Origin of the sequence: Sulfurovum sp. XGS-02 (genome assembly GCF_023213175.1) — a bacterium.
In the GTDB taxonomy this organism is placed as follows: Bacteria; Campylobacterota; Campylobacteria; order Campylobacterales; family Sulfurovaceae; genus Sulfurovum.
In genome coordinates this window covers 349808-368293 of record NZ_CP093312.1, presented here as the reverse complement: position 1 = coordinate 368293, position 18486 = coordinate 349808, and the positions used below count along the sequence as shown (strand labels likewise).

Genomic DNA, 18486 nt, shown 5'->3' with positions numbered 1-18486 from the left:
TATGTACAACAAAGTAATTTTAGCCGGAAACCTCACTAGAGATATTGAGATTAAATATACGCAAAGTGGAAGTGCCATCGGTAATACAGCCATTGCAACTTCGCGTAAATTCAAATCTGCAACTGGTGAACAAAAAGAGGAAGTTCTCTTCATCGACCTTACTTTTTTTGGTAGAACGGCTGAAATTGCAAATCAGTACTTACGTAAAGGTAGCAAAGTTTTAGTAGATGGAAGATTGAAACTAGATCAGTGGACAGCGCAAGATGGAAGCAAGAGAAGTAGGCACTCAGTCACAGTAGAGAACCTTCAAATGCTAGGAGGAAAAGACGAAGCAGCACCTATGGGTGATAACGGATATGGTCAAGGCGGGTCATCAGAGTATGATGCGCCATCAAATAACAGCTATAACCAACCTGCACCGTCTGCTCCGAAATCTGCACCGCAACCTACGTCAAACATTCCAGAAATTGACATCAATGAAGATGAAATACCGTTTTAATCAATAACAACTACATAATGTAAATAACTATATTAAATCTCTTCTATTAAGGGGGAATATATGCTATTTACACTTTTTTTTACTCCTTTCCATTTCCATTGCAATCTTCCGTATGAGATTCTAATAATGATGGAGTATTGCTTAAATTAGTTTTTATCTAATTTTTAGGTCATCGTAGTATTTGACATGATACTATTTATAGACAAGTATATACTCCACTCACATGTAAAAAATATGAATAAAATGTCGAACTTTTCTTACGAATAAGCTATAATCTAACAATAAAAATGAATGGATAATCATGGTAATACTTGGTATAGGAAACGTACTACAAAAAGATGATGGCTTAGGTGTTTATGCAGCTTCTTATTTGAATGAAAATTATATATTTTCAAAAGAGATACAAATTATTAATGGTGGTGTAGAAGGTATTCATTTATTGAATGTTTTTATGGAAAACGATCATATACTTATCTTGGATAGTATTGATCTCAATGATGATCCTTCTTCTATTTATGCTATACCTTCAGAAGAACTTAGTGGACATGGGCTCAACAGTGGTGGTGCTCATGAGATAGGGGTATTGCAATGTTTGGATATGTTAGAGCTTCAGGGTAAGCCAGTGCCTCAAACTATGGTACTAGGAATCATCCCCTTTGAGGTTACATTTGATATTGCTTTGAGTAAGACGATTACAGAAGCTTTTGAGAGTTATATTGACGTGGCTTTACAGTACCTTGAAAAACATGGAATCAACCATATTAAAAAAGAGACTGTCGTAACACTAGAAGAGATAATTAACAAAGCAAAAGACCCATCTGGTATTATGATTTAGATTCAGCTTTTAACTACACTAGTTTCCCATCCATCATATTGTGCACCATACTCTTCTAGCATATCTATGAGAGATAATGTGAGTGCATCTATATCATGGTAAAAAGGTTTATCAATACGATAAAAGCTTAAACCCTTTACTCCTTCTTCATTTGTTAATTCATCTTTTATCTTAAATTCTTGTTCTGTGAGCTTTTTAATAAGGGCATCTCTTTTGTCTTCACTTTGAAAATATAGTTTATGCTCTATAGCCCGTGCTAAATGTAGATTATCATCAGAATTTTTAAGGCTATCACATGCTTTATGGTTTTGTATAAGTTGCCATTCTTTGGCTGTAGGGTATAGTAATTTATGGTAGTAATTCCAGTTACTGTCTTCTTCATGTCCAGTGGTTATTTCATAGCTTGTATGCTCATCAAGTGCAAATTCTATGAAGTCAGGCCAATTATAAGTAAACTGTACATAATACAAAAATGTAACATAACCATCTGAGATGATACGACCTACATATTTCCCAATACGAAACTTGATAAGTGCTGCCTCTAATTTATCTTCCATAAATAATATTTCAGGTTCTTCAATCTCACTAAGTAAACCACGTTCATTTGGCTCTTTGAGTTTAGCTTTTACAAATGCCACTGTAGGATAGGTGTACTGAATCTCCTCAATGTCCATAGAAATGCCCGCATTGAATTGTATGGAGGCAGGTTTCCCTTCTAAGTTTTTCATATATAATTCCCAATATTCTTGCATTTAAATTTCCTTTCTTTTAATTCATCTCTAAACTCATGAGGTACATATCTTCCCCATCAAGTACTTTTACGTTCAAACTTTCACACTCCACACAGTAGTACCTTATTTCATCTACCTCAAACTCAACGTTACAATCTTTACATTGAAGTTTTAACTTCTGAAGTTTGATGACAAACTCTGCTTCATTACATATGGTTCCCTCTTTAAAAGTATCAAATGCAGTTTGCAAAAGATGTGTCTCTATCCCACTCATAATACCTATCTTAGTAATGACTTTTGTAACTTTCGTAGCATTATTTTGTTCTGCTACCTCTTCACACTGGTTTAAAAGTGCTTGTACTACACTATATTCATGCATATACTTTTTCCTTTGTTGATTTTACTTTCAATCTTGCTGGTGTCTCCCTTGGACAAATTTTGTAAACAAATTCTTGACGCAATGTATGGAAAGCACTTTCATGCTCCCAAAACTCAGGATGCATCACTTCAAGTTCTTTCTCTTTAAGAGCTTCTATCTTAGACCCATTTTTTTCCAAATACTCTTGCTTGGACCAAATAAAATCATCATCATAAAGTGTTTTTGCAAATTGATGTAAATCTTCATAGTAGTTTTTATCTGCATAGACTTCATCAACCATACCTAATGCTTTGGCTTTTACAGAAGATATAGGTAAACAAATTTCCAATAACTCTTCTGCTATCTCTTCTCCTACACGTTTGGGCAAACTATAGGTATGGTATTCGCTTCCACTGAGCCCAAGTGTTTTATAGTGTGGGTTTAGAACAACCCCTTCTTTGGCCACCACATAGTCACATGCCAAGCCCATAAACACACCACCTGCACCAGCATTACGGCCAAATGAAGCCACAGTAACGATCTCATCTGCGTAGAGTATGGAGTGTACCAGATCATTCATCGCATTAATGTTACTCCAACCATCTTCACCCGGCTTTTGACTGTCTTCTAAAATGTTTAGGTGTATGCCATTAGAAAAGAAATCCATTCCACCCATAAGTACCAGCACTTCACACTCAGTTTTCAAATATTCCACTGCATATTTGAGTCTGATACATTGTTCCGCACTCATAGCACCATTATGAAAGTTGAAATAGAGGTAAGCCACTGAATCCCTCTTATCTACAGATATCTCATAAAAAGTGTTATAGCTTTTATCGAAGATGAGAGGTAAGCGCTCTTCTTTTATACCTTCCAGTTTGTCTTTCAGTACATAGGTGGCAGGAAGTTTAAAACTGCCTACTTTTTTAAGATGACTTATCCACACTGCACCATCTCTTGTACCTAAACAGATAGCACCATTACGTTTGGCTAATATTTCTTTTGGTTTCCCTCTAAAGTTATCTTCTTTGTGTGCTCCGTAAAGGTAACAAGGAATACCAAAAAGTTCATCCAAAACACCAGGCAGACTGTCTGAAAGATATATTTTTTCTATAATCGTATCAGTACTGTCTATGGACCAGTCTATAGCCCTTTTAGCCTGTGTAAATTGTGCATGTATAGGGTTAAGAAGTTGTGGGATTCCTTCATTGTTCTTAAGCTTTTTAAAAAACTGCCCCATTGCTTGCAAAGAGGCTTGTACTATCTCTTGACGGTAGAGAGAAGCCTTATAAGTATCTCGTACCTTAAAGTCTTCTTGGGCATAAATATCACCACCATCATAAAGAGCATTCGCTCGAAGAATGACCAGCCCCCACGTCTTAGTATGACTTTGAAGGGCATATTCCAAAGCATTGGGCCCTCTGTCACCTAAGGGTCCAGGATGAAAAATATACGTAGGAGTATGAGCATAAATACTTTCAGGAAGATAACGTTTTAGAAAAGGACATAATATAAGGTCAGGAGAAACACTTTCTATCTCTTCGAGCATTTGTACATCAGAGATGGCATAAGAGACTATGACCTGATACCCTCTGTCTTGAAGCCATGTATAAACTGCTTGGGTTTGAGAGTTAAAGGCTGTACAGAGTAGAAGTATTTTCATGAAAACTCTTAACAAATCCGAGGTAAAAGTTCACCCGTAGGCAGATCTAAAAATCGTTTGGTACCCCATGAAGTGTTAATGATGACCTTCTCTTTATGTAGTAGCGTTACGGTACCTATGCATGCCGATGTTTCATGTGTCTTCTGTAAGACCTCTAAGGCTCTGCTTTCATCCTCTTTAGCGACTGCCAAAACAAAAGTGCCTTCATTGGCAAGATTCACTGCTTCAAACCCCAAGAGTTCACAAATACCTTTGACCTCCTCTTGTACAGGGATCTTATCTTCCTCGACTTCTATACAGACCTTGGAACTTTTTGCCCATTCATTGAGCACTGCAGCTACACCTCCACGTGTTGCATCACGTAAAGCTATGATACATATTTCAGCATCTATCAGTGCTTTGATCTGAGGATACAATGATGCACAATCTGTTTGAATACTACTATCTAGGGCAATACCCTCTCGAGCAGCAAAAATCGTTGCACCATGTGTTCCTACATCACGACTCACCAAGATACTCATACCTTCTGTTAAACCGCTGGCAGTGATACCTTTTTGCTCTATGACCCCAATGCCTGTAGTGTTGATAAAGAGTTTATCTATACTTCCTCTTGGTACCACTTTGGTATCACCACTCACAACCATAGCTCCATTGATATCCAACTCTTGTTTCATACTTCGTACGATTTTCTCTAACTCACGTGTAGAGAACCCTTCTTCAATGATCACAGAACAGGTTAGATATTTAGGTTTTGCGCCCATCATTGCCAAATCATTACAGGTACCACAAACTGCTAATTTACCGATGTCTCCTCCAGGGAAAAAAAGAGGGCTGACGGTATAACTGTCAGTAGTAAATGCAAGTTTGCCTTCTTCTATAACTGCTGCATCTTCACTCTTCGACAAAGTGTCATTTGCAAAATGTTTATAAAAAATTTTAGAAATAAGTTCATTGTTCTCTTCTCCCCCATTTCCATGGGCTATTGTGATTGTTTTATTCATTATAATAGATTCCCGTATTTATAGTATGCTGCACATGCACCTTCAGAGCTAACCATACAGCTTCCAAGTGGTGATGTAGGTTTACATGCTGTACCAAAGATAGTACATTCAGGCGGTTTAGCCATCCCTCTTAGTATATCGCCACAAATACACAGTTTATGGTCTTCGATCTCTGCGATAGGCAAGACATCTTTATAGATGACTTCCGCATCCAAATGTGCATATTCATCTCTGAGTTTAAGTCCACTTCGTGGTACATTACCAAGACCTCGCCATTTAAACAGATCAACTTTCTCAAAGTACTTTTCTATCAATGCCTGGGCATTTAGGTTACCTTCTTCTGTAACCACTCTGGTGTATTGTATCTCCAGCTCGCAACGGTTTTCTACAAACTGTTTGACGATCATACTGATACCCTGCATCACATCCACAGGTTCAAAACCAGAGACCACAACTGGACGTTTGTAATCTACAGGGAAAGGCTCATAGATTCTACTCCCAGAAATCACGCTCACATGGCTTGGGCCAAGGAATGCATCTATCTTGTTGTTATAGCTGTCAACATGTTCATCCCGGCTGTCAATGAGTTCTTGCATCACTTCAGGTACAGTCACATGGTTAATATGAAAAAAGAGGTTAGGTACATTTTGTTTAATGGTCTGGTCTATAAGAACAGCTGTCATAGGTGTCGTGGTTTCAAATCCTATCGCAAAAAAGATAACTTTTTTATCTGGATTCTCTTCAGCAATTTTCAAACATTCCATAGGGGAATAGACAAAACGTACATCAGCACCTTTACTTCTGGCATCTTGAAGTGAACCATTGCTTCCTGGTACTTTGATCATGTCTCCCAGAGTAACCAGAATCACATCTTCCTGCATAGCCAGAACATAGGCATGGTCTACACGCTCTTTAGGCATGATACAAACAGGACAGCCTGGTCCATGTATGAAGTTGATATTTTTAGGCATCAATTGTGGCAGACCAAACTTCATGATGGTATGTGTATGTCCGCCACACACTTCCATAATATTAATAGTTCTGTCCAGCTTTGCTGCATCTTCTGCGATCATTTTAGCGTAGGCTTTTATCGTTTCCCCATCACGAAAATTGTCATAAAGGTTTTTAAGTTCTAATGGCATTATAGACCCCTTCTGGGACATTCATCATCTTCCAAAATAGCCTGCTTCCTCTCATCTTCATCCATAAGTTCGAGTATCTCCCTGTAGGTTTCTATCGAAGCCAATGCTTCATCTTCATCTATCTTATTCATCACAAAACCAATATGAAGTAAGACATAATCTCCCACTTTCACCTCATCATCTGCCATCATCATTAGGTTCGCATCGCGCTGTACACCCATCGTGTCTACAGTACACATCGTTTGGTCTTCAGCGACCCTCACTACTTTACTTGGTATCGATAAACACATATTAACCTCTCATCTTTCGTTTGAAATTAATCCACTCTACAACAGATTGTATAGACTCTTTATCGTTGATATTGACTTCCAGTATATCCACATTGGGTTTGATGCGTCTGGCTTCTGCTTTTTCATTTTCTATGTCATAGTTGAAGTATGGCAGTAGGTCCGTTTTTGTGATAAGGACAAGATCAGCCTGACGGAACATCACAGGATATTTGGCTATTTTATCTTCACCTTCAGGTACAGAGACAAGGACAATATTTAAATGTGTACCCACATCATAAGAGGCAGGACAGACCAGGTTTCCTACATTTTCAACAAAACAGACATCTAACTCATTCAGTGGCATATCATGCAAGCCTTTGTGTACCATAAAAGCATCCAGGTGGCAGGCTGAACCTGTCTGTATCTGCATGGCAGGAATGCCTTTTTCCTTAAGCCTGTCCGCATCTCTATTGGTTTCCAGATCACCCTCAACCACACCAAATTTGAAATCAGCAACATCTGCCATATGCTCCAACAGTGTGGTCTTTCCGCTACCAGGACTGCTCATCAGATTGATGCCCAAGATACCTTTTTTGTCAAAATGTTGCCTATTATGCTCTGCTTCGTGGTCGTTTTTATCCAGTATCTTTTGAATGACCGAGATGGTTTTGGCATCATTGAGTTGAGGGTTATGATGCAAATGCTCATGCGCTTTTTGATGCTGATGGGAATGGTCGTGTCCCTCTTCATCTCCATGACTATGCGCCATCGCACTATCTGTTATACTACATCCACAATCTTTACACATATGTTTTCCTTTATCCTAATAATATATTTGTTCCAACAAGCAGCGAAATAACTCCTGCTGTGGCAAATGCTCTTCTTACATTTTTGAGATTACCCAAAAAACTATTGTTAATATACAACATCAGCATCCCAAATGCTATAAATACAAGCATGACACCAAGTGTAAACAGAGCAACCATGCTCAAATCTACAACACCACCCTGCACCACACCAAGTGTAATGAGCATACCTCTCACACCTCCAGCTCCCATCAAGAGACCTAAAGAAAATGAAGAACTGTTTTCTATAGCATTATGTTCATGTGATTTACCAAACCAAATGTGTATATGTTCTTTACCATCATGCATATGCTTACGTAATTGGATACAATTGGAAGCTACCATAAAAAGAAGATAGAGTCCCATACCAATAATCACTAAGGCAGAAATGGCATCTCCGTAGCCCAAGATCTCTTCAGAGATATGTGTATGTTGGAGTATCTTTGCAAAAACAAATAGACTAAGCCCATGTCCTACTGCAAAAAGCGATGTAATAAAAAGCGTTTTACGTTTATTTTTTCCTATGGAAAAGTCTGCAATAGCGGTAAGATGATCAGGTCCAAAAGCATGAAGTATACCGTACCAGAAAATAACCAATAATGATAATTCCATATCTGCTCCTACAAAAAATGAATTACTATTCACCATAATAGTATTTAATTATTAAATATTAATTAAAAAATAGATTTCTACTCTATTTAAGGGACTAAAATATATACTATTATATGAAATGTATTTATTGTGAACACCCCTATACCTACTTACTTAAAAACAAACAACGTAAATGTGGTAAATGCAAACGTAAATTCAGCCCACGCAAAATAGCCAGAGAGCAAAACTTACTTAAACTTTTTACGGAAGGTCACAACGTGAGAGAGACAAGTAAACGAACAGGTATGCACTTTGCAACTGTACAAAAATACTTTGAAAACTTCAGAAGAACCATCGCATTAAATGCGGATGAACAGTACCAACGCTACAGCCATCTCGTTACAGACTATGATGAATACCTCTACCTACCTAAAAGCCTCAACCCCAATAAGGACATAAGTAAACTACAACACTTTCTTACTCTTTCTTATGAAAATAAAGTCTACAACATCATGATGCCAACTGTTCAACATTACGACTTTGATACAGAAGACGAACAGGAGAAAAAACTTCTTTTAAAATACTTACGCTTCAACAAAGTTGCCAAACTTAGTAAATCACAAAATGCGATTACGGAATTTTGGGATTACTTTGAAACGTTTATCTTACAGTACAAGGGTGTAAGTGATGAACAGTTTGTGTTCTATTTGAAGGAAGCTGAGTGGAGGTTCAATAATATAAATTTAAACAATTCTCTAACTTCCGACTAAAAGAGTCGCTTTGTTATTATAGATTAGGAAACATACGTTTAAGATAGCAGTAAACCTTACAACCTACACAGTAATCAAAGGCTGCTTCCAAAAAAGCACAACACAACAGGGTAACAACTAAAATAGTCGCTATTTCAGTATAACCTGAGTAAAAAAACAGAGTCAAAAAACCAATAATTACTAAGCCGAAATATACAGAAAAACGTTTTGGTGCTTCATCACAATAGTTAGGTTTTATATGTAAACGGGTAATGATAATCTTTGCTATATTTGCAAAAGGACTGAATTGTTTAATGTTTAAACTACGAATTGAAAAATCAAATAGTAATAGAAAAGAAAAAAAGATATCTTCTGTTATTAAAAGTAATAATCCAACAATAAGAACTTGTAACGCAGTAAGTCTGACAACATGTGCATCAATACGATGCACTGAAATAGGACATGATTTTGACATGATTGGTCCTTTAAGATTTAAATTTTTTTGTATCATATTTTTCTAACTCATTCAAAAAATTCACAACATTACCAAAAACAATGATCGCTGGTCTTTTTGATGTCAAAGAAAGTATGTTCAAATTAGCAAGTGTGCCCACCTGGACAAATTGATCTTTTCGGCTTGCATTGGAGACGATGGCACAAGGCGTGTCTATCTCTATGTTTAATGATTTAGCCTGCTGTACGATCTCTTTGATCCGTGTAAGTCCCATCAGTACAATGACCGTATGATCTCTGTTTTTCAGCATCGGTATCCAGTCAAGATTGATGGAATTTCCTTTTAAATGGGCGGTGACTACGGTAAAGGCATTACTGTAATCCCTTGCCGTGACAGGGATATTTCCCATCAGGGGTCCTGATACTGCCGAAGAGATACCCGGTATCACTTCCGTGTTGATCCCTTTTTGTGAAAGGTAGAGCAACTCTTCGGCACCACGGCCAAAGATAAAGGGATCACCGCTTTTCAGTCGTGCAACGGAGTAGCCTTTTTTGATATATTTGCGTATGAGTTTATTGATCTCTTCTTGAGGTTTGGTATGAAATCCTTTTTCTTTACCCACAAAGACCTTTTTTGTATGCTCTGGTACGATATTCATGATCTCATCACTGATGAGGTGGTCATAGAGAACGACATCCACCTCTTTGATAATGTTATAGGCTTTGATCGTAAGCAGTTCAGGGTCTCCTAGGCCACATCCTACCAGATACGCTTTTGCTGTCATTTGTTCGATCTTTTCAAGCGTTTTATCTATCTCAATAATACCTTTGTTCCTCTGTGCCTGCAGCGATTCTAAAAATGTTTCCATATCCTCAGGCATAAATGCCTGACATTTGTCTCTGAAATATTTAGCCACTGTTGGACTTGCACCGGAACTTGACACTGCGATCTGCAGAGGTGCATTTTTTGTCAATGCCATAAAGTAGAAATCACAGACCTTAGGCTGATCCACCACGTTGAGCAAAAGAGGGTGTTTCTGTTTGTATTTCAAAAGTTTTTTTGTGACTTTTTCATTTCCAGTTGCATCTATCACGATGAGTTCGTTTTGAATGTCTTTTGTTTTGAACTTTTTGATCTGTATCTCAGCACACAATATTTTTATCTTGGGATGTACCTCTTTGGATATCACAGAAAAAGAGATATGGTTCTCTGCCAATACTTCTGCTTTTTGTAATGCAACATTCCCACCGCCGATCAAAAGAATATGCTGTTCTTTCAATAATATGGGTAAAGTTCGTCTCTCTTTCATCTCTATATCCAATCCTATCGTAATGACTCTATAAAATTTTCATTTTGTATATTGTCTTTTAAAAATCTATTTAATCCATTTTGTTCACTATTAATATATTTTTCAATAATCTTCTCAAGAGTACTATTAATATATTTTGGTAATATTTTTATGCCTGTTTTAAGGCCAAAATTTGAGGCCTCTCCTTCTAAATTACCACCTAATATAATTTCAAATCCAGCTACTGTATTTCCTTCTTCGTCCTTAACCTTGGTCCCTAATAATCCTATATCTACAACATGAGGATGAGCACAAGAATTTGGACAACCATTAAGAGATATAGATACATTTTCATTAAAATCAGGAAATCTTTTTTCCAAATATTCTGCCAGAAGTATCGCCTGATCTTTTGTTTCCACAACTGCAAATTTACAAAATTTTATCCCTGTACAGGAAATAGTTCTAGCCTTAAAAGGGCTGGGATGTGCATCAATATTAATATCCAATAGTTCTTTGGCTAATTTCTCTGTATTGTGATCGGGAACATCAATGACAATAAAGTTTTGTGTATTTGTTACTTTTATTGTAGTCGCATCATTTTCCTCTAAAATATCAGCCAAGTCGGCTAAGCCTTTTGAACCAATATGCCCACCATTAATGGCACATCCTATATATGATTCACCTACTATAGATGATTTATGAATACCAAAATGCTCTCTTCGTGCATAAGGTGTAGATTTAAAAATTGGTTTTTTTATGAATTCAAATCCTAGTTTCTCTTCCGTAAATGCTTTAAACTTATCTAATCCCCATTCATCAATCAGATGACCCAACCGAGCCTTCTTTCTACTTTTTCTTAGACCATGATCTCTATAAATAATGGTTATTACTTTAACCGTATTAAGCACTTGTGTAGTCTCTACATATCCTAAATGAAGTGCTATTTTTTTATTGGAACCTAGTCCACCACCCACAGTCACTGCGAACAATACTTCACCATCAATCTTCACTGCGGTAAATGATAGATCTTGTATCTCATGCCCAATACAATGTTTACTACACCCAGATATACCTATTTTATATTTTCTTGGTAAATTAACAAGTTCTGGGTTACCTCTTAGATAATTATTTATATCATGAGCTAAATAAGTTGTATCATAGATATCATCTTGATCTATACCCGTAACAGGACATGTGGCTACATTTCTTGGTACATCTCCAGCAGCAAATACTGAACTCAATCCAACATTTTGAAGTCGAAAAAATATTTCAGGTAGATCAATTATTTGTATAAAATGAAATTGTATATCCTGTCTTGTTGTAAAATCAGCCGTAGATCTTGCAAACTCTTTTGATATATTAGATAAACATCTTAATTGCTCTACATTTACTGCTCCCTGCTCTAACTTAACTCTTAACATAAAATATAATGTATCATCATGATCATCTTGTAAAGTTTTATTTTGCGTATAAAGACCATACCATTTAAATCTATCAATATCTTCAGGATCTATTTCTTTATTAGAAATAGCATAATCTTTAATATCTGCCAACACAGACAGTCCATCTTTTTCTTTTTTTATTCTTTCTACTCTTTGTGCTGCTGTTTCTCTTACCATTTTTTTTCCTATACTATCATGTTACTTTTCCCATGTGGAAAGTATTTTTCAACTAATGCATTCAATTCAATTAAAAAATCAGAATGCTTTAATTCTTTTTTATCCTGGTTTTCAGATTTATTTCTTATCAGCCCAGCACCTACAGTATTATTTGTAATTCTGTCAATAATAATAAATGAACCCATTACTTTATTATGGTCATATGGATCAAAGGCAATACTTTGTTCCAAATCTAATTTTGCTCTTGCTATTTCATTTAGATTTAATACACTGGCACTTGATTGTTCCAAGGTATTCACATCTGTTTTATAATAAAAGCTATCAAATGAACCAATTGTCTGAGTTGATGCTCTTTTAATAAAGTATTGTTTGCCTTTAATTAATGGCTCTTCACTCATCCATACAATATCAACATCTAAATTTGCTGCATGGTCTGGCTGTTCATCACTTTTTACTAAGACATCACCTCTTGATATATCAATCTCGTCATTTAACGTAAGCGTGATTGCTTGTTTTGCATATGCATATTCTAAGTTTCCATCATAGGTTACAATCTCTTTGACTGTCGAACTTTTACCTGACGGTAAAACGGTAATTGCATCACCGACTTTAATAATTCCAGATGCAATAGTTCCACAAAAACCTCTAAAGTCTAAGTTTGGTCTATTGACATATTGAACTGGCAGCCTAAAGTGAGCTAAATCTCTATCTTGATCAATTTCAATTGTTTCTAAGATATGCATTAAAGTTTCACCTTTATACCAAGGTGATTTAGAACTTACATTTACAACATTATCTCCATTTAACGCAGATAGTGGAACTAAAGTAATATCTTCTGTTAATCCTATTTCTTTCGCAAATTCTAAATAATTTTCACAAATTTCATTATATTTATCTTCACTAAAATCAACTAAATCCATTTTATTTACTGCTACTACAATATGTTTAATACCTAATAGTTTTGCAATAAATGAGTGTCGTCTAGTTTGCGTTTGTACACCATACCTAGCGTCAATTAAAATAATGGCTAAATCTGCTGTTGAAGCTCCTGTTGCCATGTTTCTTGTATATTGCTCATGGCCTGGAGTATCTGCAATAATAAATTTTCTTTTGTCTGTTGTGAAATATCTGTAAGCAACATCAATAGTGATACCTTGCTCACGTTCTGATTGTAAACCATCAACTAATAGGGCTAAATCAAATTCACCATCAGTTGTACCAGTTTTTTTACTATCATTTTTAATAGCAGCCAGCTGGTCTTCAAAAATCATTTTAGAATCATGTAACAATCTTCCAATTAAAGTAGATTTACCATCATCAACAGAGCCACAAGTAATGAATCTTAATAATTGTTTATTCTCGTGTTCATTTAAATACGATTCTATATCGTTAGCTATTTTTGTTTCTTGAATTGACATCTTAAAAATACCCCTCTATTTTTTTCTTTTCCATTGAACCAGCAGAATCATTATCGATAACTCTGCCTTGTCTCTCACTTGTTTTTGTTAATAACATCTCTTGAATAATCTCAGGTAACGTAGTGGCAGTTGACTCAACTGCACCTGTTAATGGATAACATCCAAGCGTTCTAAACCTAACCATCTCTTCTTTTACTTCATCTGTTTCTTCAATTGGCATTCTGTCATCATCAACCATTATTTTTACACCATCTTTTTCAACAACCGGTCTTTTCGCTGCAAAATATAATGGGACAATTGGAATACCCTCAAGGTGAATATATTGCCAGATATCCAATTCTGTCCAATTCGACAGAGGAAAAACTCTAATAGATTCATCTTTATGAACCCTGGCGTTATAAAGATTCCATAGTTCTGGTCTTTGATTTTTTGGATCCCATCGATGATTCTTGTCTCTGAAAGAATAGATCCTTTCTTTTGCCCGAGATTTTTCTTCATCTCTACGTGCTCCGCCAAATACAGCATCAAACTTATATTTGTTAAGTGCCTGCTTTAAACCTTGTGTTTTCATAACATCTGTATGCACAGCAGAGCCATGAGTAAATGGTCCGATATTCTTCTCAATTCCTTCAGGGTTTGTATGAACCAATAATTCAAACCCTTCTTCTTTAGCTCTCTTGTCTCTAAATTCAATCATCTCTTTGAACTTCCATTTAGTATCCACATGTAAAAGTGGAAAAGGCAGTTTTGCAGGAGCAAAAGCTTTTAGTGCAAGATGTAACATTACAGCAGAATCTTTACCTACTGAATACATCATTACAGGATTATCAAATTCTGCTATAACTTCTCTCATGATGTGTATAGATTCAGCTTCAAGTTGTTTTAAATGTGTTAATCTCTCTGTACTTATCATCTTTTTCCTTTTTTATTTTTTGTGTAAGCCACACTCTTTATGTTCTGGGTCTTCCCACCACCATCTACCACTCCTAATATCTTCGCCATCCTTCACCGCTCTGGTGCATGGTGCACATCCTATACTAGGAAAGCCTTGATCATGCAATTTATTATATGGAACATTATTTTCTTTTATATAGTTCCAAACATCATCTTCACTCCAATCTATCAATGGATTCACTTTAATGACTTTAAAATTATCGTCATACTCAACTAAGGGCACTTCTGTTCTAGTTATACTTTGATCTGCCCTTAATCCTGTAATCCATACATCCAATCCTTTAAGTGCTCTTTGTAAAGGTTCTATTTTTCTTACGTAACAGCAATTCTTTCTTTTCTCCAGACTTTCATAATGGCCATTTATGCCTTGCGTTTTATAAAGTTCTTGAATACTTGATGTATCTGGGAAAAAGACCTCTATCTTTCTGTTATACTTTAAATTCGTTGCATCCATAACATCATAGGTTTCAGGGTGTAATCGTCCCGTATCCAGTGTGAAAATACGTGCATTATTATCTATTTTCGAGACCATATCTGTTAACACCTGATCTTCCACACCAAAACTTGATGAAAGCCCGATTCTATCTCTGTATACATCCAAAAAATATGCTAATTTTTCAGAGGGTGACGTGCCCTTAAACTTTCTATTTAAACTATCTATTATTGTTGTTTCCATTATGTCTCCTATATAACATAGTCATCTTTAGTCGGCTTATGCCTTCCTAAACTAATTTTATTCCAAACTCTCTCATGAAAATAATATAAGATCATTTTTGTAAAAAGCTCAATCGAACCAATTGATGCAGCCATTTTAAAACTGCCAGTTATAAAATATGAGATAACTACAGTGTCAAGTGTTCCTACTGTTCTCCATGAGATCGTTTTTATGATCGATCTATATGCTTTTTCTTTCATTTATTACCTTTTGGTTTGAGATAACGATTACTCATCATCAACATCATATAAACCAGCACATAAATATCTTTCACCCGTATCACAAAGAATTGTTACGATAACTTTTCCTTGATTCTCTTCTTTATGTGCTAGTTGAGAAGCTACAAAAGTATTAGCACCAGATGAGATACCGACTAAAAGCCCTTCTCTTTTGGCTAAAGCCCTTGATGTTTCTATTGCATCTTCATTTGAAACTTGAATGACTTCATCATAAATTTCAGTATTTAAAACTTTGGGGATAAAACCTGCTCCAATACCTTGAATATTATGTGGTCCAGGTCTTCCACCAGATAAAACAGGAGAAGACTTAGGTTCAACAGCAATAATTTTTATATTAGGATTATGTGCTTTGAGTACTTCAGAAATTCCTGTAATAGAACCACCTGTACCAATTGCAGCGACTAAAATATCAATGTTTCCGTTTGTATCTGCCAAAATTTCTTTAGCAGTGGTCAATCTATGAACTTCCGGATTTGCACTATTTTCAAATTGTTCCAATATAAATGAGTTTTCAGTTTCATTTGCAAGTTCAACTGCTTTGTAAACTGCACCTTCCATGCCTTGTTCAGGGTTTGTTAAGATCAAATCAGCACCTAATGCTTTCAATAATCTTTTTCGTTCAATACTCATAGAAGATGGCATTGTAAGCACTAATTTAATTCCATGTACAGCACAAATTGACGCTAAAGCAATTCCTGTATTACCACTAGTTGCTTCAATCACTGTAGTGTTTTTATTAATTAAACCTTTTTTTAAAGCATCATTAATCATGCTATTTCCAATTCTGTCTTTTACAGAATGAGTGGGGTTCATGAATTCACACTTTCCTAATACCAATGCATGACTACTCGCATTTATCAATTTCACCAAGGGTGTATTTCCTACTAATTCTGTAATATTTTGAGCATATTTCACAATTAATCCTTTTACTTATTTAATCTTCTTTCTAAACATTTACAATGAAACTATTTCAATTCCTTTTTGCTTCACAAATTCATACAGTCTGCAACCAAAACATATATTTTTACTTACTTCTATTAGTTTCCAAACTAGTAATAGTAAAATTAAAGCAGAAGCCAACCTGGTGTATTCCAGTACTTCTAGTATCATGGACACACTCACAATCGTAAGTGCAAGATGTGCGGCAAACTCTTTTTCTGATGTATTCTTACTATATTTATTATGGGTAAGTAAAGAAGATATAAATGTTGCTATTAATTCTAGTGGACTGAGTAAAGGCGTTAAATATAATTGAATAAAAAAATGATAGATCAATAATATCAACAAACCTATATAGCCTAAAAATAAATAAGCTACTATAGATATTGCTACTAATGCCGCTACGATACGTATTTGACTTTCATCAATTATTACAACTTTTCTATCTGTGATATTAGACATTTCGACTCCTAAATAAAGTTTTAATATCTTAATGAATGAATAATCATTCATTAGATTATTTTTGGAGTATAGCCTTTTTTATTATAAATGTCAAGTAAATCTATAGATTATATGTATTACTTCGATTAATCGGGGGAGAATAAAAGGTCTGCCCAGCTCATAGGTATGCTATTACTGGAAATACTGAGGCTTATATTTAAAGTCAAATAAATAATAAAAAAGTTTAGAATGTTAATTTTATTAACGTTTGAGTACAAAGTAAAGGAAGAGAAAATGAAAGATTAACAACCCTTTTAGTGAACAATGATACTTCTGAGATAAACGATTAATAGGTTTTGAAACTTGTATAGAAAATCCTATTATCTAGCTCAAGAGCTATAATAGATCTAACTGTCTAAAAAATCAAGATTCAGAGTTTCTCTTTTGGCATGATTTCCATCACAATATACTCCATTATAGCTCTTTTTACATCTACAAAGATAACTTTCAGCTGTTCTAGTAGCAATAAACTCTTTAGGAGAAAACGTACTCCCTTTATGGCTTCCGTCACATAGTACCCCATCTGCACTCTTGCCACAAGTACAAAAAAGATATTTTTCTCCTACCTCAAGTTTTACTCTTACTGGATATTTCATTATTTACCTTTGTTTTTTAGTTATATTTTGCAATGATTTTCGACCTTGATAGATCTTGACCTACATTGTCATATAATGTTAATTGTGGTCCACACTTCCAACACCCTATTGGCTGTGCATGATAGCGTCTGTCTAGGAGATCAGTATATTCTTTCTCACAGGTACTACACATCTCAAAAAATCTCATAGAAGTATTTTTACGCTCATAAGGCAAGTCATTCATAATAGAATAACGTACTCCATAATTTGCACAAGTAATGAACGGATATCCGTAACGATGGTTAGAAGGATCAAATAGTTCAGCTTGACACTCTTCACAGGTACTCACATCTGGAGGTATTGTGTTGCATTCATCTTCTTTATTGTCTTAAGATATTCCATAAAAAATTATATCATAATCAAAAAAGTCATCTCTCACTTTTTCTTCTCATCTCGGCCATTCAAAAATAAAACACACTCTATACTTTATATTATGAAAAAAGTTTTCTTGCCATAAAAAAACCAGTTTTTACAAGTCCACTATTATCCAAAAATGTCTTCATATATTCATTAAAAGTTACACCTCTAAATTCTAGATATTCAGTTAAATATTTTTCAGATGCCTCAATGCCACCTTTCTTTTCTTCTTCCAATAACTTAGTATAAAGTTTTAACATATGATGTTTTGCACGAGAAGACATTGCACTTTTATATGAGAAGTATCTAGCTCTACCTTGATCATCTCTTGAAAATAAATATGTTCTATTCGCTAACCAATAATAACCACCATCTTTTGCATGATTAAAAACATAACTAATAGATTCTTCACCCCTCTCTAAAGCATCCCAGATCATTTTAAATATTATCCTGGGCATATCTGGATGTCTAACTATATTATGGTTTTTACCCTTTAACTCATTTTTACTATATCCAGAGAGATTCTCAAAATCTGTACTGACTGAAATTATTATTCCATTCTCATCTGTACTTGAAGAATAACTGGCATGCCGATCGACATGTAACTCTTTTGTCAACATTACTACTCCTTTAATTTCATATCTATAACTTTTTTTATCAAAATAAATGAAACACCATTAATCA

At 35.2% G+C, this 18486-nt stretch carries 23 protein-coding genes; 3 read left to right on the top strand and 20 right to left on the bottom strand.

Annotated features, from left to right (window positions below; translation table 11 throughout):
- Position 1 precedes the first annotated feature (1 nt).
- Both MN086_RS01880 and MN086_RS01875 read left to right on the top strand, forming a co-directional pair.
- Positions 2-499 carry a single-stranded DNA-binding protein gene (locus MN086_RS01880; protein ID WP_248576368.1) on the top strand — a complete coding sequence of 166 codons (498 nt, stop codon included), beginning with the start codon at positions 2-4 and terminating at the stop codon, positions 497-499.
- Between the two features lie 301 nt (positions 500-800).
- On the top strand, positions 801-1334 hold the full coding sequence (locus MN086_RS01875; RefSeq protein ID WP_248576367.1) for a HyaD/HybD family hydrogenase maturation endopeptidase: 534 nt from the start codon (positions 801-803) through the stop codon (positions 1332-1334).
- Between the two features lie 2 nt (positions 1335-1336).
- Here MN086_RS01875 and MN086_RS01870 read toward each other — a convergent pair whose 3' ends face one another.
- The 8 genes from MN086_RS01870 to MN086_RS01835 are packed head-to-tail and all read right to left on the bottom strand — an operon-like array spanning position 1337 to position 7955.
- Positions 1337-2086, bottom strand: a complete 750-nt coding sequence (locus MN086_RS01870) for a DUF695 domain-containing protein (RefSeq protein WP_248576366.1) — start codon at positions 2084-2086, stop codon at positions 1337-1339.
- A 16-nt stretch (positions 2087-2102) separates the two neighbouring features.
- On the bottom strand, positions 2103-2444 hold the full coding sequence (gene hypA / locus MN086_RS01865) for a hydrogenase/urease nickel incorporation protein HypA (protein ID WP_248576365.1): 342 nt from the start codon (positions 2442-2444) through the stop codon (positions 2103-2105).
- Positions 2437-4086 (bottom strand): enoyl-CoA hydratase-related protein, encoded by a 1650-nt coding sequence (locus MN086_RS01860; protein WP_248576364.1) that lies wholly within the window; start codon positions 4084-4086, stop codon positions 2437-2439. Before MN086_RS01860 ends, hypA begins: the two co-directional genes overlap by 8 nt.
- Positions 4087-4094: 8 nt before the next feature.
- Positions 4095-5087, bottom strand: coding sequence for a hydrogenase expression/formation protein HypE (gene hypE, locus MN086_RS01855; protein ID WP_248576363.1), 993 nt, complete (start codon positions 5085-5087; stop codon positions 4095-4097).
- Positions 5087-6229 (bottom strand): hydrogenase formation protein HypD, encoded by a 1143-nt coding sequence (hypD, locus tag MN086_RS01850; RefSeq protein WP_248576362.1) that lies wholly within the window; start codon positions 6227-6229, stop codon positions 5087-5089. The genes hypE and hypD overlap by 1 nt, the downstream gene beginning before the upstream one ends.
- A complete protein-coding gene (locus tag MN086_RS01845; protein WP_248576361.1) occupies positions 6229-6519 on the bottom strand; it encodes a HypC/HybG/HupF family hydrogenase formation chaperone in 291 nt (96 codons plus the stop codon). The genes hypD and MN086_RS01845 overlap by 1 nt, the downstream gene beginning before the upstream one ends.
- Before the next feature lies 1 nt (position 6520).
- Positions 6521-7306 (bottom strand): hydrogenase nickel incorporation protein HypB, encoded by a 786-nt coding sequence (hypB, locus tag MN086_RS01840; protein ID WP_248576360.1) that lies wholly within the window; start codon positions 7304-7306, stop codon positions 6521-6523.
- A 10-nt stretch (positions 7307-7316) separates the two neighbouring features.
- A complete protein-coding gene (locus MN086_RS01835) occupies positions 7317-7955 on the bottom strand; it encodes a hypothetical protein (protein WP_248576359.1) in 639 nt (212 codons plus the stop codon).
- 113 nt (positions 7956-8068) lie between these two features.
- Here MN086_RS01835 and MN086_RS01830 point away from each other — a divergent pair, with 113 nt between their 5' ends.
- Positions 8069-8704 (top strand): transposase, encoded by a 636-nt coding sequence (locus MN086_RS01830; protein WP_248576358.1) that lies wholly within the window; start codon positions 8069-8071, stop codon positions 8702-8704.
- 16 nt (positions 8705-8720) lie between these two features.
- Here the strand turns inward: MN086_RS01830 and MN086_RS01825 are convergent, their stop codons facing one another.
- From MN086_RS01825 to MN086_RS01770, 12 genes are all read right to left on the bottom strand, one after another.
- Positions 8721-9158 carry a DUF4395 domain-containing protein gene (locus MN086_RS01825; protein ID WP_248576357.1) on the bottom strand — a complete coding sequence of 146 codons (438 nt, stop codon included), beginning with the start codon at positions 9156-9158 and terminating at the stop codon, positions 8721-8723.
- 10 nt (positions 9159-9168) lie between these two features.
- Positions 9169-10446, bottom strand: a complete 1278-nt coding sequence (gene cobA / locus MN086_RS01820) for a uroporphyrinogen-III C-methyltransferase (RefSeq protein WP_248576356.1) — start codon at positions 10444-10446, stop codon at positions 9169-9171.
- A 14-nt stretch (positions 10447-10460) separates the two neighbouring features.
- Positions 10461-12044: a nitrite/sulfite reductase gene (locus tag MN086_RS01815; protein WP_248576355.1), complete on the bottom strand. Its 1584-nt coding sequence runs from the start codon at positions 12042-12044 to the stop codon at positions 10461-10463.
- Between the two features lie 8 nt (positions 12045-12052).
- Positions 12053-13462 (bottom strand): sulfate adenylyltransferase subunit CysN, encoded by a 1410-nt coding sequence (cysN, locus tag MN086_RS01810; RefSeq protein ID WP_248576354.1) that lies wholly within the window; start codon positions 13460-13462, stop codon positions 12053-12055.
- 1 nt (position 13463) lies between these two features.
- Complete coding sequence (gene cysD / locus MN086_RS01805) at positions 13464-14375, bottom strand: sulfate adenylyltransferase subunit CysD (protein WP_248576353.1); 912 nt, start codon at positions 14373-14375, stop codon at positions 13464-13466.
- Positions 14376-14387: 12 nt separating this feature from the next.
- Entirely contained in the window at positions 14388-15092 is a 705-nt protein-coding gene (locus tag MN086_RS01800; RefSeq protein ID WP_371875209.1) for a phosphoadenylyl-sulfate reductase, read from the bottom strand.
- Between the two features lie 8 nt (positions 15093-15100).
- Entirely contained in the window at positions 15101-15331 is a 231-nt protein-coding gene (locus MN086_RS01795) for a DUF2061 domain-containing protein (protein ID WP_248576352.1), read from the bottom strand.
- Between the two features lie 27 nt (positions 15332-15358).
- The gene (gene cysK, locus MN086_RS01790) at positions 15359-16285 is read right to left on the bottom strand and encodes a cysteine synthase A (RefSeq protein ID WP_248576351.1); all 927 of its coding nucleotides are present in this window, start codon (positions 16283-16285) and stop codon (positions 15359-15361) included.
- A 39-nt stretch (positions 16286-16324) separates the two neighbouring features.
- Positions 16325-16771, bottom strand: a complete 447-nt coding sequence (locus tag MN086_RS01785; RefSeq protein WP_248576350.1) for a DUF4395 family protein — start codon at positions 16769-16771, stop codon at positions 16325-16327.
- Between the two features lie 386 nt (positions 16772-17157).
- Entirely contained in the window at positions 17158-17406 is a 249-nt protein-coding gene (locus tag MN086_RS01780) for a CDGSH iron-sulfur domain-containing protein (RefSeq protein ID WP_248576349.1), read from the bottom strand.
- A 16-nt stretch (positions 17407-17422) separates the two neighbouring features.
- The gene (locus MN086_RS01775) at positions 17423-17734 is read right to left on the bottom strand and encodes a hypothetical protein (protein ID WP_248576348.1); all 312 of its coding nucleotides are present in this window, start codon (positions 17732-17734) and stop codon (positions 17423-17425) included.
- Between the two features lie 142 nt (positions 17735-17876).
- Complete coding sequence (locus MN086_RS01770; RefSeq protein WP_248576347.1) at positions 17877-18422, bottom strand: PAS domain-containing protein; 546 nt, start codon at positions 18420-18422, stop codon at positions 17877-17879.
- Between the last annotated feature and the right edge of the window lie 64 nt (positions 18423-18486).

Coding starts and splice junctions, on each gene's coding strand:
- MN086_RS01880 (WP_248576368.1), top strand. CDS start 2: ATGTACAACAAAGTAATTTTAGCCGGAAACCTCACTAGAGATATTGAG.
- MN086_RS01800 (WP_371875209.1), bottom strand. CDS start 15,092: ATGGAAACAACAATAATAGATAGTTTAAATAGAAAGTTTAAGGGCACG.
- MN086_RS01780 (WP_248576349.1), bottom strand. CDS start 17,406: ATGAAATATCCAGTAAGAGTAAAACTTGAGGTAGGAGAAAAATATCTT.
- MN086_RS01795 (WP_248576352.1), bottom strand. CDS start 15,331: ATGAAAGAAAAAGCATATAGATCGATCATAAAAACGATCTCATGGAGA.
- MN086_RS01830 (WP_248576358.1), top strand. CDS start 8,069: ATGAAATGTATTTATTGTGAACACCCCTATACCTACTTACTTAAAAAC.
- MN086_RS01785 (WP_248576350.1), bottom strand. CDS start 16,771: ATGTCTAATATCACAGATAGAAAAGTTGTAATAATTGATGAAAGTCAA.
- MN086_RS01845 (WP_248576361.1), bottom strand. CDS start 6,519: ATGTGTTTATCGATACCAAGTAAAGTAGTGAGGGTCGCTGAAGACCAA.
- cobA (WP_248576356.1), bottom strand. CDS start 10,446: ATGAAAGAGAGACGAACTTTACCCATATTATTGAAAGAACAGCATATT.
- MN086_RS01870 (WP_248576366.1), bottom strand. CDS start 2,086: ATGCAAGAATATTGGGAATTATATATGAAAAACTTAGAAGGGAAACCT.
- cysN (WP_248576354.1), bottom strand. CDS start 13,462: ATGTCAATTCAAGAAACAAAAATAGCTAACGATATAGAATCGTATTTA.
- MN086_RS01815 (WP_248576355.1), bottom strand. CDS start 12,044: ATGGTAAGAGAAACAGCAGCACAAAGAGTAGAAAGAATAAAAAAAGAA.
- MN086_RS01875 (WP_248576367.1), top strand. CDS start 801: ATGGTAATACTTGGTATAGGAAACGTACTACAAAAAGATGATGGCTTA.
- hypD (WP_248576362.1), bottom strand. CDS start 6,229: ATGCCATTAGAACTTAAAAACCTTTATGACAATTTTCGTGATGGGGAA.
- MN086_RS01835 (WP_248576359.1), bottom strand. CDS start 7,955: ATGGAATTATCATTATTGGTTATTTTCTGGTACGGTATACTTCATGCT.
- MN086_RS01825 (WP_248576357.1), bottom strand. CDS start 9,158: ATGTCAAAATCATGTCCTATTTCAGTGCATCGTATTGATGCACATGTT.
- MN086_RS01770 (WP_248576347.1), bottom strand. CDS start 18,422: ATGTTGACAAAAGAGTTACATGTCGATCGGCATGCCAGTTATTCTTCA.
- MN086_RS01860 (WP_248576364.1), bottom strand. CDS start 4,086: ATGAAAATACTTCTACTCTGTACAGCCTTTAACTCTCAAACCCAAGCA.
- hypE (WP_248576363.1), bottom strand. CDS start 5,087: ATGAATAAAACAATCACAATAGCCCATGGAAATGGGGGAGAAGAGAAC.
- hypA (WP_248576365.1), bottom strand. CDS start 2,444: ATGCATGAATATAGTGTAGTACAAGCACTTTTAAACCAGTGTGAAGAG.
- cysD (WP_248576353.1), bottom strand. CDS start 14,375: ATGATAAGTACAGAGAGATTAACACATTTAAAACAACTTGAAGCTGAA.
- hypB (WP_248576360.1), bottom strand. CDS start 7,306: ATGTGTAAAGATTGTGGATGTAGTATAACAGATAGTGCGATGGCGCAT.